General features: G+C 66.1%; 15 protein-coding genes, 1 other RNA gene and 1 pseudogene. 4 read left to right on the top strand and 13 right to left on the bottom strand.

Annotated features, from left to right (window positions below):
• Nucleotides 1-23 precede the first annotated feature (23 nt).
• Together hisN and ACXAD2_RS14960 are read right to left on the bottom strand one after the other, a co-directional pair.
• Nucleotides 24-884 carry a histidinol-phosphatase gene (hisN, locus tag ACXAD2_RS14965; RefSeq protein ID WP_475171563.1) on the bottom strand — a complete coding sequence of 287 codons (861 nt, stop codon included), beginning with the start codon at nucleotides 882-884 and terminating at the stop codon, nucleotides 24-26.
• A gap of 57 nt (nucleotides 885-941) precedes the next feature.
• Nucleotides 942-1,322 (bottom strand): helix-turn-helix domain-containing protein, encoded by a 381-nt coding sequence (locus tag ACXAD2_RS14960; RefSeq protein ID WP_066105151.1) that lies wholly within the window; start codon nucleotides 1,320-1,322, stop codon nucleotides 942-944.
• Nucleotides 1,323-1,608: 286 nt separating this feature from the next.
• On the opposite strand from ACXAD2_RS14960, the gene ACXAD2_RS14955 reads away from it, so the two are divergent.
• Nucleotides 1,609-2,574 (top strand): NADPH:quinone oxidoreductase family protein, encoded by a 966-nt coding sequence (locus tag ACXAD2_RS14955; RefSeq protein WP_475171559.1) that lies wholly within the window; start codon nucleotides 1,609-1,611, stop codon nucleotides 2,572-2,574.
• An 11-nt stretch (nucleotides 2,575-2,585) separates the two neighbouring features.
• Here ACXAD2_RS14955 and ACXAD2_RS14950 read toward each other — a convergent pair.
• Nucleotides 2,586-3,459: pseudogene (locus ACXAD2_RS14950) on the bottom strand (LysR family transcriptional regulator).
• 126 nt (nucleotides 3,460-3,585) lie between these two features.
• Here ACXAD2_RS14950 and ACXAD2_RS14945 point away from each other — a divergent pair.
• Both ACXAD2_RS14945 and ACXAD2_RS14940 read left to right on the top strand, forming a co-directional pair.
• Nucleotides 3,586-3,825 (top strand): DUF1127 domain-containing protein, encoded by a 240-nt coding sequence (locus ACXAD2_RS14945; protein ID WP_475171557.1) that lies wholly within the window; start codon nucleotides 3,586-3,588, stop codon nucleotides 3,823-3,825.
• Between the two features lie 272 nt (nucleotides 3,826-4,097).
• Nucleotides 4,098-4,841 (top strand): Bax inhibitor-1/YccA family protein, encoded by a 744-nt coding sequence (locus ACXAD2_RS14940; protein WP_475171555.1) that lies wholly within the window; start codon nucleotides 4,098-4,100, stop codon nucleotides 4,839-4,841.
• Between the two features lie 81 nt (nucleotides 4,842-4,922).
• Here ACXAD2_RS14940 and ACXAD2_RS14935 read toward each other — a convergent pair whose 3' ends face one another.
• The 9 genes from ACXAD2_RS14935 to ACXAD2_RS14895 all read right to left on the bottom strand — a co-directional run bounded on the left by ACXAD2_RS14935 (nucleotide 4,923) and on the right by ACXAD2_RS14895 (nucleotide 11,740).
• The gene (locus ACXAD2_RS14935; RefSeq protein WP_475171554.1) at nucleotides 4,923-5,594 is read right to left on the bottom strand and encodes an aminotransferase class IV; all 672 of its coding nucleotides are present in this window, start codon (nucleotides 5,592-5,594) and stop codon (nucleotides 4,923-4,925) included.
• Nucleotides 5,555-6,679 (bottom strand): aminodeoxychorismate synthase component I, encoded by a 1,125-nt coding sequence (locus ACXAD2_RS14930; protein ID WP_475171552.1) that lies wholly within the window; start codon nucleotides 6,677-6,679, stop codon nucleotides 5,555-5,557. The genes ACXAD2_RS14935 and ACXAD2_RS14930 overlap by 40 nt, the downstream gene beginning before the upstream one ends.
• Before the next feature lie 154 nt (nucleotides 6,680-6,833).
• Nucleotides 6,834-7,181: a hypothetical protein gene (locus tag ACXAD2_RS14925; RefSeq protein WP_203595465.1), complete on the bottom strand. Its 348-nt coding sequence runs from the start codon at nucleotides 7,179-7,181 to the stop codon at nucleotides 6,834-6,836.
• A 341-nt stretch (nucleotides 7,182-7,522) separates the two neighbouring features.
• On the bottom strand, nucleotides 7,523-7,690 hold the full coding sequence (gene rpmG / locus ACXAD2_RS14920; protein WP_005630270.1) for a 50S ribosomal protein L33: 168 nt from the start codon (nucleotides 7,688-7,690) through the stop codon (nucleotides 7,523-7,525).
• 155 nt (nucleotides 7,691-7,845) lie between these two features.
• Nucleotides 7,846-8,248, bottom strand: an RNA gene (rnpB, locus tag ACXAD2_RS14915) — RNase P RNA component class A.
• 33 nt (nucleotides 8,249-8,281) lie between these two features.
• Nucleotides 8,282-9,019 (bottom strand): alpha/beta hydrolase, encoded by a 738-nt coding sequence (locus tag ACXAD2_RS14910; RefSeq protein ID WP_475171550.1) that lies wholly within the window; start codon nucleotides 9,017-9,019, stop codon nucleotides 8,282-8,284.
• Nucleotides 9,020-9,368: 349 nt separating this feature from the next.
• Complete coding sequence (locus ACXAD2_RS14905; protein ID WP_475171549.1) at nucleotides 9,369-10,427, bottom strand: ester cyclase; 1,059 nt, start codon at nucleotides 10,425-10,427, stop codon at nucleotides 9,369-9,371.
• A 100-nt stretch (nucleotides 10,428-10,527) separates the two neighbouring features.
• A complete protein-coding gene (locus ACXAD2_RS14900; RefSeq protein ID WP_066107003.1) occupies nucleotides 10,528-10,956 on the bottom strand; it encodes a VOC family protein in 429 nt (142 codons plus the stop codon).
• A 46-nt stretch (nucleotides 10,957-11,002) separates the two neighbouring features.
• The gene (locus ACXAD2_RS14895; protein WP_475171547.1) at nucleotides 11,003-11,740 is read right to left on the bottom strand and encodes an alpha/beta fold hydrolase; all 738 of its coding nucleotides are present in this window, start codon (nucleotides 11,738-11,740) and stop codon (nucleotides 11,003-11,005) included.
• Between the two features lie 393 nt (nucleotides 11,741-12,133).
• Here ACXAD2_RS14895 and ACXAD2_RS14890 point away from each other — a divergent pair, with 393 nt between their 5' ends.
• Nucleotides 12,134-12,757: a hypothetical protein gene (locus tag ACXAD2_RS14890; protein WP_224899080.1), complete on the top strand. Its 624-nt coding sequence runs from the start codon at nucleotides 12,134-12,136 to the stop codon at nucleotides 12,755-12,757.
• 83 nt (nucleotides 12,758-12,840) lie between these two features.
• On the opposite strand, the gene ACXAD2_RS14885 is transcribed toward ACXAD2_RS14890, so the two are convergent.
• Entirely contained in the window at nucleotides 12,841-13,581 is a 741-nt protein-coding gene (locus ACXAD2_RS14885; protein WP_164184379.1) for a YebC/PmpR family DNA-binding transcriptional regulator, read from the bottom strand.
• Nucleotides 13,582-13,679: the final 98 nt, after the last annotated feature.

The following is a 13,679-nucleotide window of genomic DNA, read 5'->3' as shown; positions in this document are numbered from 1 at the left end:
GGCTCCGCCGCTCCCTGCCCGGCTCAGCCCTGCAGCAGCGCCAGCGCCGCGGCGTGGATCTCGGGATTGGCGGCGGCCAGAACCTGCCCGCCCTCATGCGCCTTGCCGCCCTGCCAGTCGGTGACCACGCCGCCTGCGGCCTCGATCACCGCGATCGGGGCCTGAACGTCATAGGCCTGCAGCCCCGCCTCGATCACCAGATCGATCTGACCGGCGGCCAGCAGCGCATAGGCGTAGCAATCCATGCCATAGCGGGTCAGCCGCGCCTCGGCGGCAACCCGGCGGAAGGCCGCGCCTTCGGCCTCGGTGCCAACCTCGGGGAATGTGGTGAAGAGGATCGCCTCGGACAGCGGCCGCGCCGGGCGCACGGCAAGCGGGCGCTGGCCCAGCGGCCCCGACCATTCAGCGCGGCCGAGCCCGCCTTCGAAACGCTCGCCGGTATAGGGCTGATCAATGACGCCCAGAACTGGGCCGGTGGCGTCGGAGAGCGCGATCAGCACCCCCCATGTGGGCGTGCCGGACAGAAAGCCGCGGGTGCCGTCGATCGGATCGAGCACCCATGTCAGCCCGCTGTCGCCCGCCTCATGACCGTATTCCTCGCCAAGGATCGCATCCATGGGACGGCGCGCGGCCAGCACTTCGCGCATCGCCTGCTCGGCGGCGCGGTCGGCCACGGTGACCGGATCAAAGCCTTCGGAGAGTTTGTTGTCCGCGCCAAGACCCTCGGCGCGGAAATGCGGCAGGATCGCTGCGCGCGCCGCTTCGGCCATTTCGCCAGCGGTGCGCCAGAGCTCGTCTGCCAATGCTGCGGAAATCCCCGTCTTGGAAGTCTCGGCCCTTGAAGGACCGGTCCCGGAAGTTCCCGTCTCGAACGTCTCGCTCATGGCTGCCCCCTGCTGCGCGCTCCTCGAAGGATCAGCTAGCGCAGGGAGCGCCGAGGCTCAAGCGACGTCCGAAAGAACGCGCGCCAGTTCGAACAGGCGGCGGCGCTGGTTCTCGGGGATCGCGTAGTAGGAGCGGACCAGATCGAGCGCTTCTTTGTCGCCAAGAATGTCGGCGGGCATCGCCGGGGCCGCCGCAGCGGTTTCCTCGGTCTCGTGCTCGCTTTCGATGCCTTCGAAGAAGAAGCTCACCGGCACTTCGAGCGCATCGGCAATGTCCCACAGGCGGGAGGCGCTGACGCGGTTCGCACCGGTCTCGTATTTTTGGATCTGCTGAAACTTGATACCCACATGTTCTGCGAGCTGCTGCTGGGTCATGCCAACAAGCCAGCGGCGGTGACGAATGCGTTTCCCGACATGAACGTCCACGGGATGAGTCATCGTGTTTTCCTTTTCACTCGCCCTGCTCAAACCCAGAGCACTAACAAAATCCAACCGCTCACAGCTGCGGCCGGAGCTACACCTTTAAGACGAACCGAAGCTACCGCGGTTCCGCTCTTCAAATCAAGGGAGTTGCGGCCCTATCGCTGAGCGCGGTTAACGGGTTGCACTTGTCGGTTGTAAATCCAAACAATGACTTAAGGTCGCTTCACGGAATTTCATAATTCTGACAAGGTTTCTGCGGGCCGAGGAATTACGGGTAGTTACCTATACGAAGGGATATTTCATGCGTGCTTACCTCCAACAGAGCCCCGGAGCGGAGCCGAATCTGCAAGAGATTCCCCGGCCAGATCCGGGCCCCGGTCAGCTGCGCCTGAAGATCGCGGCCTGCGGTCTCAACTTCGCCGATCTGCTGATGATCGAGGGCCGGTATCAGGACACGCCACCGACGCCCTTCGTGCTTGGGATGGAGGTCGCCGGAACCATTGATGCTGTAGGCCCTGATGTGACCGATTTCCAGCCCGGAGAGCGCGTCGCGGTTTTCGGCGGTCAGGGCGGTCTGGCGGAATTTGGCGTGTTCGATGCCCACCGGGCGGTGCATCTGCCGGACACGATGAGCTTCGCCGAAGCCGCCGGATTTCAGATTGCTTATGGTACCAGCCACCTCGCCTTGGATCACCGCGCCCGGCTGCAGCCCGGCGAAACGCTACTTGTGCTCGGCGCAGCGGGCGGTGTCGGGCTGACCGCCGTCGAGATCGGCAAGCTCATGGGCGCAACGGTCATCGCCTGCGCCCGCGGCCCCGAAAAGCTCGAGGTGGCGCGCCGCGCCGGGGCCGACCATCTGATCGACGCGCGCGAGGCTGACCTCCGCGCCGAGGTGAAGGCGCTTGGCGGGGCCGATGTGGTTTATGACGCGGTGGGCGGCGAGCAGTTCACCGCCGCTTTCCGCGCCTGCAACCCCGAGGCGCGGCTGCTCACCATCGGGTTTGCCAGCGGTGAGGTGCCGCAGATCAAGGCCAATCACCTTCTGGTCAAGAACCTGACGGTGATGGGCCTCTACTGGGGTGGCTACCTGACCTTCCGCCCCGAGGCGCTGACCGGCTCGCTGGCGCAGCTTTTTGCATGGCACGGCGAAGGCAAGCTGCATCCGCATGTGAGCCACGTCCTGCCGCTGGCGCAGGTGGCAGAGGGCCTCGAGCTGCTGCGCAGCCGCAAATCGACCGGCAAGGTGGTCATCGAAATCCCCGGCTGACCGAGCGGCCCTTACTCCGCCGCCATCTCCGGACGGCGGCGCAGGGTGCAGAACTCAGACCGAAGCATCTCCTGCAACGGCTCGATGATCTGCGGCTTGGCGCCCGAGCCGTAGAGACAGAATCTTCTGCAGCCCAAGGTCGGGCAGCACCCCCTGCGGGATCATCTCGAAATGCTGCGGCGCGTGGCCTTCGAGGATCGGCGTCACCGCAAGGTCGGCCGACACCGAAACCTCGATAGTCCGGTCCATCTCGGAATCCACCGCCAATTCCCAATCCAGCCCCTCGCGCTCCATCTGTGCGATGGCGACGGGCCGGAACCCGCAGCGGCGCGAGAAGGCGATGCGCAGCGGCTTGCTGCGCCACGCGGTGCCATCGGGCGCGCCGAACCAGCGCAGCGGCACTTCCAGCAGCGCCTCGCCGCCCTCGCCCGGCTCGCTTTCGGTGGTGAGGATCACGTCGATCGCCCCCCGCGCGAACTGGTCCTTGAGATCGGCGGTGTAAGAGCTGATCAGCTGCACCCGCACCCGCGGGTAATCGCGCTGCATGCGCTTCATGATGCGCGGGATCACCGGGTAGACGATGTCATGCGGCACCCCCAGCACGATCTCGCCCTCCCAGTCCTGCCGGGTCAGCCGCGCATAGATCTCGTCGTTCATCTCGACCATGCGGCGGGCGTATTTCAGCAATTGCTCGCCCGCGGGGGTCAGCGCCACGCCGCGCCCCGAGCGATCCAGCAGCGCCAGCCCCAGCATCTCCTCCAGCCGCTTGAGCTGCATCGAGACCGCGGATTGCGTCAGGTTGAGAAAGCCCGCCGCGCGGGTCACGCCGCCAGCATCGGCCACCGCCACGAACGAGCGCAGGGTCGTCAGGTCGAGATTTCGCATACATCAGCCCTCGTGATAAATCCCTTCAGGAACATTCGTTTTACGAATTGACGTCCCGAGAGCATAACCGATCACACAGCAACATGGAAACAACGCAACGCATCAAGATATGTGAAGGATAGCCTCATGCCCCGTGATATCGCCCCCTCCGCATCCCTGCCCCGCGGCCTCGCCCGTGCCCGCGTCACGCGCCGCCGCGCCACGCTGCCCGCCCGCCTTCTGAGCCTCATCGGCCTTGCGCGCCAGCGCCGCCATCTCGCCCAGCTTGACGCGCACCTGCTGCAGGACGTCGGCCTCACACGCAGCGAGGCCGAGCGAGAAGCGGGCCGCGCCTTCTGGGACGCCCCAAGCCACTGGCGCGGCTGACCCCGGCACAGCAACCTTAACGATTTGACTTAAAACCTTGTCGCCCAGTGATGTCGTCCAGTGATTTCAGCCCGGATTTCGGCCCGGCACCCCGGCGGGCCGCCCTGCCCTCTCCGCCGCGCGCCGCGCGGACCTCACGGAGAGGGCATTTTTAGTTCATAAACAGCGCTTTTTGCGCATCGCTCTTCTTGAAAACAACATACAGACTGCCAATATCGGAGCAGAACAGTTATCTTTTGACTGCAGATATTCAACTCGGAGGACAGGACCCGATGGCAGACTTCAACACAATCCGGACCCACGGCGCGGCCGGCGCACGCGCGGCCCAGATTGACGCGGGGCTCCGCGCGCACATGAACAAGGTCTATGCGACCATGTCCGTGGGCATGCTGCTGACCTTCGCAGTCGCCTGGGCCGTGGGCACCAGCCCCAACCTGCTCGCCGTGTTCCGCGACCCGGCAACCCTGAGCCCGAACATCCTCGGCTGGATCGTCATGTTCGCCCCGCTGATCATGGTCTTTGCCTTCGGCGCGGCGCTCAACCGCCTCTCCGCTGCTGGCGCGCAGCTGTTCTTCTACGCCTTCGCGGCGGTGATGGGCCTGTCGCTGAGCTGGATCTTCGTGGCCTTCACCGGCTTCTCGATCGCCCAGGTCTTCCTGGTCACCGCGATCGCCTTCGCCGGTCTGTCGCTCTGGGGCTACACCACCAAGAAGGACATCTCCGGCTGGGGTTCGTTCCTGATCATGGGCGTGATCGGCATTCTGGTCGCTTCGATCATCAACATCTTCCTCGGCTCGCCGGCGATCTACTTCGCCATCTCGATCCTTGGTGTGCTGATCTTCGCGGGCCTCACCGCCTATGACACCCAGAACATCAAGAACACCTACCTCCAGCACGCCGCCCACGGCGACAGCGAGTGGCTCGCGAAATCGGCCATCGTCGGCGCGCTGAACCTCTACATGGACTTCATCAACATGTTCATGTTCCTGCTGCAGCTGCTTGGCAACCGCGAGTAATCGCACCGCCAGCACCGGCTTACCGGCCCCGCCAGACCCCAGGGTTTGGCGGGGCTTTTCTTTGGGCAGCGGACGGGCGTCTCAGCGCGGGTCCGGCAGTTCTCCGGGCAGCAGTTCGGCAGCCATCAGCCCGCGCAGCGAATTGCCGATCCACAGCCGCTTGGCCTTTTGCAGATCCGCAAAGGGCACCGTGGCCTCGGCGAATGCCCCCTCCTCCAGAAGCTGCTCGCGCAGGATCCCCGGCAAAAGGCCGGATGACAGCGCCGGGGTCACCCGCACGCCGTCTTCACGCTCCAGAAAGACGTTTGTGTAAGCCCCCTCACAAAGCGCGCCCTCGGTGTTGAGGAACAGGATCTCCGCCACGCCCTCGGGCCGCGCCTTCAGCGCCGCATCATAAAGCGTGCGCGCCGTCGTTTTATGGCGCAGCAGCGCGTCCTCAGGATCGAGCCGCGCGGCGCACAGCTGCACCTTTGTCCCCGCGGGGACGGTGGCAAACTCAAACGGGGCCGACGTGATCTCAACATCCCCCGCGCGCCCCACCGTCAGACGCAGCCGCTGCCGCGTCTCGGCGTGGAAGCTCTCCAGTGCCTCCGTCAAAGCCTCGGGGGCCACATCGAACCCCAGCGCAGCGCAGCTGCGCAGGCAGCGCGCCAGATGCCGATCGCCCCGCAGGGCGCCGCTGCCGGGCTCCCAGCGCAGCGTCTCGATCAGCCTCAGGCCATCATCAGTCCGGTCACGAAACGGGCTTTCCACAGCGCCTCCTCATATTCCGCGTCGCAGGTGCTGTCGTGCACGATGCCGCCGCCGACCCCCATCAGCGCCCGCCCCGGCGCGGTGACATTCAGCGTGCGGATCGCCACGTTGAACTCTGCCCTGCCATCGGGCGCCGCCCAGCCCAGCGAGCCGCAGTAAACACCACGCCGCCAGCGCTCGAGCGCGTGAATCGCCCGCATCGCGGCGATCTTCGGCGCGCCGGTGATCGAGCCGCACGGAAAGAGCGCCTGCATCAGCCCCGGCAGCGTCGGCGCGGCGTCGAGTTCCGCCACCACGCGCGAGATCATCTGGTGCACCGTGGCGTAGCGCTCGACCTTCAAGAGCTCGGGCACTCTGACCGAGCCGGGCCGCGCCAGCCGCGACAGATCGTTGCGCATCAGATCGACGATCATCACATTCTCGGCGCGGTTCTTTTCATCCTGCCCCAGCGCGTCGCGCAGCGCATCATCCTCGGCGGGTGTGGCGCCCCGCGGGGCGGTGCCCTTCATCGGCGCCACCTCGATCCGGCGGTCGGCCGCAAGCCGGAAGAACAGCTCGGGCGAGCGCGACAGGATCACCTCCTCGCCCAGCTGGGCAAAGCCGCCGTGGCCCACCGGCTGATAAGCGCGCAGCGCCGACCAGAGCGCCTCTGGCGTGCCCTCAAAGCTCACCTCGACCGGCATGGTCAGATTGACCTGATAGAGATCGCCGGCCGCGATCATTTCCTTCACCGCGTGAAAGCTCTCGGCATAGCGCGCGCGGCTCCAGAGCGGCGTCACCTCGGTGACGCGGGCCGGTCCCTCCGCCGCCGCCGCACCTACTGGCCGGGGCGCATCGAAGACGCCGAAATGCAGCAAGGGCGCGCCGGGCTGCCAGAGGTCCGCCAGCGCGGGCTCCAGCGCGAATCCCAGCTCATAGGCGACATATCCGGCGATCCAGAACCCCGCGGCGCGGGCCTGTTCGAGCCGCGCCAGCGCCAGTTGTGCGCCCGCCGGGGTGCTGGCGGTGACAAGCTCGCGCGGGCGCTCGAACAGCACCGGCAGCCCGTCCGGGCCCGCCTCCAGCACTACGCGCTCGTCCTGCATCGCCGCTCTCCATCGCGTTCCGGCGATGCCCCTAGCAGAGCTCTCGCCCGCTGGCGAGATGCCGCAGCGGAAAAACCCGCGGGGACGCAGCCCGCCACAGACGCAAAAGGCCGTCCCCGCGGGGACGGCCTTGGCAGTCAGGCGCGGGACAGGGTCAGTTCAGCGCAAGCTCGGTCTTGGTCGGCGCGCTGGTGACGGTCACCACGCCTGCTGTGCGCTCGAAGCGGTAGGACACGCCCGAGATGCCCGGCAGGCCGAAGGTGGTGCTGTCGCCATCCTCAAGCTGCATGGCAAGGCGCAGCGGCTCTGCGCCCGCGCGTTCAGTGTAGAAGGCCACGACCTCGCTGGCGGTCTCGCCTTTGGGCAGCGTGTAGACCGACATGTCGACGGTGCCTTCGCGCAGCGTGCCACCGGCCATCGGCTCGGAGAGCGTCAGAACCTCGGCCTGTGCGAGCACGGGAAGCGCGGCGGCCAGCGTGGCCAGAAGAGCGGATTTGATCATTGCGATATCTTTCGGGTCTGGGCGCAGCGCGCCGGTCTGTCTGATCGCAGGTCGCCTCGGCATCCCGCGGGAAGATTTCTGCAGTGCAGAATTTCACGAAGACGCGAGCCGGAAAACCCGCAAGACGGAAGACCCGTTATGCAGTCAAATCAATGCGTTAGATGTATACCAAAGGCCACCAAAGCACACCATTTGGCGCAAGCCATTCCAGCAAAACAAGAAATGGCGCTCAAAGCGCCACAACGCCCCCACCCGCGGGAGGCCAGAAATATCAGAGGCTGAAACGACAAGAGCCGCGCGGGTTGCCCCGTGCGGCTCTCGTTGATCCGAAACCGGAAGGCTTACTTGATTTTGCCTTCCTTGTATTCCACGTGCTTGCGCGCAACCGGATCGTACTTACGCACGGTCATTTTTTCGGTCATCGTGCGCGCGTTCTTCTTGGTCACGTAGAAATGGCCCGTCCCGGCGGTCGAGTTCAGGCGGATCTTGATGGTGGTCGGCTTCGCCATTCTTCTTCTCCTGCAACGGGGGCGAGCGCCGCCCGTGAAATCTCTTGAAGCCCGCCTTTTACTCAGCCGCGGCCCGGAGTCAACAGCTCTTGGCCCGAGAATCTCGGACTAGGCGCATTTTCCCCAAGGTCACAGCCAAGCGGGCGCGGAAATCTTTGCGTGGAGGGCCTATAAGCCGGATTTTGTCCAGAGCGGGTTGCCCCGCCCCTGTGCGACCATTCCTCTAGGCCGCGCGTTGCCACGCGGCTCAAGCTGCCAACCCGGACCCCTCGGGCTGAAGCGGCCCTGCGGCGATATCCCCGAAGGGATCATGCCCCGCGCGGGGTCCCTATTTGGCATTGCTCCCGGTGGGGCTTGCCATGCGGGGACTGTTGCCAGCCCCCCGGTGGTCTCTTACTCCACCGTTTCACCCTTACCGCCCCGAAAGGCGGCGGTCTGTTCTCTGTGGCGCTTTCCGTCAGGTTGCCCTGCCCGGGCATTACCCGGCACCGATGCTTCAGCGAGTCCGGACTTTCCTCTCCGGCGGTTGCCCACCGCAGCGGCCGCCCGGCCCTCCACGCCCGGCGCTCATAGGCGGCGCAGCGCGCACGGTCAAGCGCGGGTGGTGGGCGACGGCGGGCTCAGCGCGGCTGCGGCAGGGCCAGCCATTCGCGGATCGCGGCGCTGACGCTGTCGGGGTCTTCGAGCATCGGCAGATGCCCGGTGCCGGGAATCATCCGCAGCACCGCGCCGGGGATCAGTTCCGCCAGAAAGCTCTGGCGCTTTTCGGGATAGAGCGAATTCTTGCGTCCCTGCGAGCACCATGGTGGGGATGCGCAGCTTGCGCACCGCCGCCTGCTGGTCGCGCCGCCGCTGCAACGCGCGGGCCTGCCGCACAAAGACATCGGGGCCAAAGCCCTCGGCCATCTCCTGCAGCATCTCCATGATCTCGGCGCGATAGGGGCCGTCGGCAAGGCTGTCCTCGGGGATGAGGCTGCGCATTGCTTCGGCGAGCTTGCCGGACCGGGCCTTGATCACCAGCGCCTCGCGGTCGGTGGCCTGTTGCGGCGTGTCGGCGAGGGGCGAGCTGCCGATCAGCATCAGGCGCGACACCCGGTCGGGCGCGCGGCGCTGCAGTTCCATCGCCACCATGCCGCCAAAGCCGCTGCCCGCCAGCGCCACTCGGCGCGGCAGCACGTCAAGCAGGCTCGAGGCGATCTCTTCGATGCGGTCGCCAAGATGCACCGGCGCGACCATCACCGCCATCTCGCGCGAAAGGTCGGCGATCTGCGGCCCATAGAGGCGGGCGTCACACATGGATTCGGGCAGCAGCACCAGCGTGTCAGCCATGGTGCACCTGCCGTTTGTCCGTCATTTCAAATCGTCCTGTTCTTCCTGCGGCCTGCGTAATGCGACCTGCGTAATGCGACCGGTAGCCACCAGCCCCTTGGGGCGCGACTCGCCGCCCGGTGTGGCACTCTCTGCACCGCCAGATAGCGTAGCGAGAGGCCATTCCCAGTGAAAGCGGGAAACTCCTGCGCAGGCGGGCACTTGCCGGTCGCATGTAGGGCCCTTTTGCGCATGCGGGGGCTGATGCGCATGTCAGGCCTGATGCGAATGCCGTGTCTGATGCAGGGGCCGGGCCTGTTGCGCGGGCGCCTGTGATTGGCGGCTGTGATCGACAGCGGATCCCGGGCGCCTAACCGGCCAGCGCCAGCCCCGGTTGCCGTGCCTCGGCATGGCCTGTGGCGAGGTGGATCTGCATCCAGACCGCCGCCTCGTCGTAGAGCGACCATTCACGGCGCAGCCCGCCCGGTCCGAACTCCGCCTGACTGAGCCCCATGACATGCACCCGCGCCCCTGTGGGCCGCCCGAAGGCGCCCCAGCCCTCGTGCCGCCCGGTGAGCGACCAGCGCAGCGCGGCGCGCGGCGGCATCAGCGCCACCTCTTCGCCGATGCAATGGTGCAGCTCGAACCGGGCCGAGGGAAAGCACGCGCGCAGGCCAAGCCAGAAGCGTTCGGCCCCCTGCGGTCCGCGCAACGCCTGCCCGCCCGGACAGTCGAGCCGTGCCGCCGGATCATATTGCGCCGCTGCGCCGGAAAAGCCGCCATCCATCATCTGCGCCAGCAGCGCGGCGAACCCCTGCCCCCAATGGTTGTCGTTGCCCCGCGCGCTATAGGGACCCTGCACGTCGACCTCGGGGCGGAAGGGCTGCGTCTCGGGGTCATGGCCCGCGATGCGAAAGCGCGCCCAGTCCCGCGCCGACAGACCAAGCTGGCGCAGCAGCGCGCCGGTGTCGCGCACCGCCCAGAGATCGGCGACGCGGTTGTCCTTGGCGTGCAGTTCGGCCAGCGCGCGGAACCGCAGCCGCCGCCCGCTGGGGGTGCCAAACACCCCCTCGCCCGCGTGGGTGGCGCTGAAGAGCAGCCGCTGCGCGCCCAGAAGCCCGCTTTTCGGCGCGCCGGAGCAGAGCACATCCTCGGTCTGGACCGAGAGGTCCGGCAGCGCAGAGGCGAGCTCCAGCACCTCGGCGCGCAGCGCCTCGGGGCCAAAGCCAATGCCCTGCGGACGGCGCAGGATCACCTGTGGGTGCCAATGCGCCGCGAGCCCTCGCGCGCTGTCCCCATCCCTGCCGTTTGAGCCACTGTCTGAGCCGCCGTCCGCGCCGAGATAAAGGCTGCGCCGGGTCCAAACTCGGGCGGCAAGCTTGCGCAGGTAATCCGGGAAATCCCGAAATTGCTGATCGAACCCCTGCATGCGGCCTCCTTCGTGCTGGCCGCATCCTGCGGAAAAGCGGTGAAGAAAGCGTTGCCGCCGGAGAGTGGCCGTCAGAGAGTTGCCGCCAGAGAAACGCGCCTCAGTAGCCGCGCCAGCGGAAGGCGCCATCCTCGGCGCGCAGCGGCGAGAAGGGATTGTGGGCGATTTCCCAGACGTGGCCTTCGGGATCGGCGAAATAGCCAATGTGACCGCCCCAATGCACCTTGCCCGCGGCGCGCAGCACCTTGGCACCCGCCGCCTCGGCCCGCGCCATCAGCGCCTCGACCTCCTCGGCGCTGCCGACGTTATGCGCGAGCGTCATGGCACCATGGCCAAGCGCCTCTTCGGGCACGCCCATGTCCTCGGCCAGCGAGGCGCGGGCGTAAATGCCCACCGCCTGCCCCAGCAGGTCATAGACCACCATGCCGGGCATGGCGTCGATACGCTGCCATCCCAGCGCGTCATAGAACTCCGCCAGCGCCTCGGGATCGGCGGCGGCAAGGGTGATCAGGCTGATGCGCTGTTGCATGGGCGTTTGGGTCATGGGTTTCAGGGTCATGGGCTCACGGGCCTCCTCAGCCGCCGACGTCGATGATGCTGGCCTCGATCTGCGCAAGGTTGTCCGGCTCGGAAAAGCGGTGGTCGGCGCCCTTCACCAAGCTCAGGCGCAGATCGGGGCTGTCGATATGGTCCAGCAGGCGCAGCGCGGTCTCGCGGGTCACCGCCTCGTCCTGCGTGCCCTGCACCAGCCGCACCGGCCAGGGCATCGGCAGCGGGCTGCACAGCACGAGGTTCTCGCGTCCGTCTTCGATCAGCTTGCGGGTCACCGCATAGGGCTCGCCATAGTCCGACGGCAGGTAGAGCACGCCTTGTTCCATCACCTCGGCGCGCTGCGCCTCGGAGAACCCGGCCCAGAAACTGTCTTCCGAGAAATCCGGCGCGGCGGCGATGCCGACAAAGCCGCGCACATCCGCCAGCCGCTGGCTCAGGAGACAGGCGATCCAGCCGCCCATGGACGAGCCCACAAGGATCAGCGGCCCGGAGGTGGCATGTGCGATCACCGCCTGCGCATCCGCCGCCCAATCGCCGATACAGCCCTCCTCGAAGGCGCCCCCAGACTGGCCGTGGCCGGAATAGTCGAGCCGCAGGAAGGCGCGGCCACGGGCCTTGGCCCAAGCCTCGAGATGCACCGCCTTGGTGCCTTCCATGTCCGACTTGTAGCCCGAGAGGAACACCACCGTGGGCCCGTCTCCGGGGGTGTGCACATAGGCAAGGCGCGCGCGGGGCGTGTCGAGATATTGGGTCTGGGTCATGGTGTGTATGGATCGTCCGACGTCTGAGGTATTGCTGGTCTTGCGGGTCTTTGCTTGGCGCCAAACTGACGCGCGGGCGGCAGGGACGCAAGCCCGGCCACAGAGCGTTTGGGTGGGCGTTTGAGAGGGCACTTTCAGGGCCGTTTGCCTGCCTTATTTTTGCACTTGCGAAATCTTGCCGATCCTTGCGCCGCACGACAGCTTACATCGCGCCCGGCAGGACCCTGAGAACGCTGGGAAAATTCGAAAGAATGTAAATTCGCAAGCACAGTTTCCCAAGGTCTTCTTGTCGCCAGGGCAGCTTGCACAAACCACGCATGGACAGGCCCCGAAAATCCTTCAAACTTTGCGGGCGTATTTGACCACTTTTTCTTTTTTCACCGGAGCATTCCCATGACTGGAGCTGTTGCTACAGCCACCCCCAATTCCGCACCGCATCTTCCTTCCGTCGAGATCGCGGGCCACCACATCCTCGACGCCTATAGCGCGCTGCGCCACGATCTGGACGATCTGCTGGCCGGACATCCCGCGCAACGGGTCGAATTTGTGCTCGCCAATGACACCGACCTCGACTGGCACCGGCTGGGCAGCGCGCTCTTTGCTGGCGACTGGGCCGAGGGCGCGAGCCTGTCGGAGCGTATGCGGGCGCATCGCGCCATCGGCGGCGCCATCGAGAACACCGGCGGCACCGGCGCCGCGCTTGGCTTCAGCTGCAGCCTGCACGACGATATGGCGGGCGAGCTGATCGCCTTCTTCGTGCTGCTGGGCTGCACCTCTGCCAGCGGCGAGCCGCAGGTCGAGCTTTACGCCGACGTGATGCCGCGCGCGGCCTTCGAGGGGATTGCCCGCGACGAGGAAGAGATCGTGCACCGCATCGCCGACAAGCTGGAATCCCGCGATATCCGCCGCGACGCGGCGCATCTGCATCTGGGCTTCGGCAAGCTTGATCTGGCGCTGACCGCCACCCATTCCGGGGGCGACAAGGGCGTCGTCGAACTGGCGATCAGCTACGCCTGAGCCACTGCTCCATGACCGGGGCGCGCAACGAGAAAGGGCGGGAGTGATCTCCCGCCCTTCGCATGTCTGGTTTCCGGTCGCGCTCAGAGCTGCGACATGACCTCTTCGGAGGCTTCGAAGTTGGTGGTGACGCGCTGCACGTCATCATCGTCTTCCAGCGCATCAACCAGCTTCATCAGCGTCTGCATGGAGTCGAGATCAAGCTCGGTGGTGGTGGTCGGCTTCCAGATCAGCTTGGTGGATTCCGATTCGCCAAGCTCGGCCTCAAGCGCGGTCGCCACCTCGTTGAGATCGGTGTCGGCGCAGTAGATTACATGCTCTTCCGCGTCGCTTTCGACATCCTCGGCACCCGCCTCGATGGCGGCCATCATGATGGTGTCGGCGTCACCGGCCTCGGCCTTGTAGATGACCTCGCCCTTACGCTCGAACATGAAGGCAACCGAGCCGGTCTCGCCGAGGTTGCCGCCGTTCTTGGTGAAGGTCGAGCGCACGTTCGAGGCGGTGCGGTTGCGGTTGTCGGTCATCGCCTCGACGATCACCGCCACGCCGTTCGGGCCGTAGCCTTCGTAACGGATTTCTTCGTAATCCTCGCCGTCGCCACCGATGGCCTTCTTGATGGCACGCTCGATGTTGTCCTTGGGCATGGACTGGCTCTTGGCTTCCTTGACGGCAAGCCGCAGGCGCGGGTTCTTTTCAGGATCGGGATCGCCCATCTTGGCGGCGATGGTGATCTCTTTGGAGAATTTCGAGAAGAGCTTGGCGCGCACCGCGTCCTGACGGCCCTTGCGGTGCTGGATGTTTGCCCATTTGGAGTGGCCGGCCATGGGGACCTCTTGCCTCGTCTATGTAGTGAATGTGGAATATCGCGGTCTCATACCGCACAGCCCCCTGCCCCCGCAAGCCCGCTGGCCCTGTTTTGCTG

It is taken from the genome of Salipiger sp. ABN3_019, from assembly GCF_056158605.1.
The sequence above is the reverse complement of the archived record's forward strand: the minus strand, read 5'-3'. Positions and strand labels throughout refer to the sequence as shown.

What these genes read in the sequence shown, in the direction of transcription:
- ACXAD2_RS14945 (WP_475171557.1), top strand. Translation starts at nt 3,586, where the DNA reads ATGCCCCGTGATATCGCCCCCTCCGCATCCCTGCCCCGCGGCCTCGCC.
- rpmG (WP_005630270.1), bottom strand. Translation starts at nt 7,690, where the DNA reads ATGGCGAAGCCGACCACCATCAAGATCCGCCTGAACTCGACCGCCGGG.
- ACXAD2_RS14885 (WP_164184379.1), bottom strand. Translation starts at nt 13,581, where the DNA reads ATGGCCGGCCACTCCAAATGGGCAAACATCCAGCACCGCAAGGGCCGT.
- ACXAD2_RS14895 (WP_475171547.1), bottom strand. Translation starts at nt 11,740, where the DNA reads ATGACCCAGACCCAATATCTCGACACGCCCCGCGCGCGCCTTGCCTAT.
- ACXAD2_RS14910 (WP_475171550.1), bottom strand. Translation starts at nt 9,019, where the DNA reads ATGGCTGACACGCTGGTGCTGCTGCCCGAATCCATGTGTGACGCCCGC.
- ACXAD2_RS14960 (WP_066105151.1), bottom strand. Translation starts at nt 1,322, where the DNA reads ATGACTCATCCCGTGGACGTTCATGTCGGGAAACGCATTCGTCACCGC.
- ACXAD2_RS14900 (WP_066107003.1), bottom strand. Translation starts at nt 10,956, where the DNA reads ATGCAACAGCGCATCAGCCTGATCACCCTTGCCGCCGCCGATCCCGAG.
- ACXAD2_RS14940 (WP_475171555.1), top strand. Translation starts at nt 4,098, where the DNA reads ATGGCAGACTTCAACACAATCCGGACCCACGGCGCGGCCGGCGCACGC.
- ACXAD2_RS14955 (WP_475171559.1), top strand. Translation starts at nt 1,609, where the DNA reads ATGCGTGCTTACCTCCAACAGAGCCCCGGAGCGGAGCCGAATCTGCAA.
- ACXAD2_RS14925 (WP_203595465.1), bottom strand. Translation starts at nt 7,181, where the DNA reads ATGATCAAATCCGCTCTTCTGGCCACGCTGGCCGCCGCGCTTCCCGTG.
- ACXAD2_RS14905 (WP_475171549.1), bottom strand. Translation starts at nt 10,427, where the DNA reads ATGCAGGGGTTCGATCAGCAATTTCGGGATTTCCCGGATTACCTGCGC.
- ACXAD2_RS14930 (WP_475171552.1), bottom strand. Translation starts at nt 6,679, where the DNA reads ATGCAGGACGAGCGCGTAGTGCTGGAGGCGGGCCCGGACGGGCTGCCG.
- hisN (WP_475171563.1), bottom strand. Translation starts at nt 884, where the DNA reads ATGAGCGAGACGTTCGAGACGGGAACTTCCGGGACCGGTCCTTCAAGG.
- ACXAD2_RS14890 (WP_224899080.1), top strand. Translation starts at nt 12,134, where the DNA reads ATGACTGGAGCTGTTGCTACAGCCACCCCCAATTCCGCACCGCATCTT.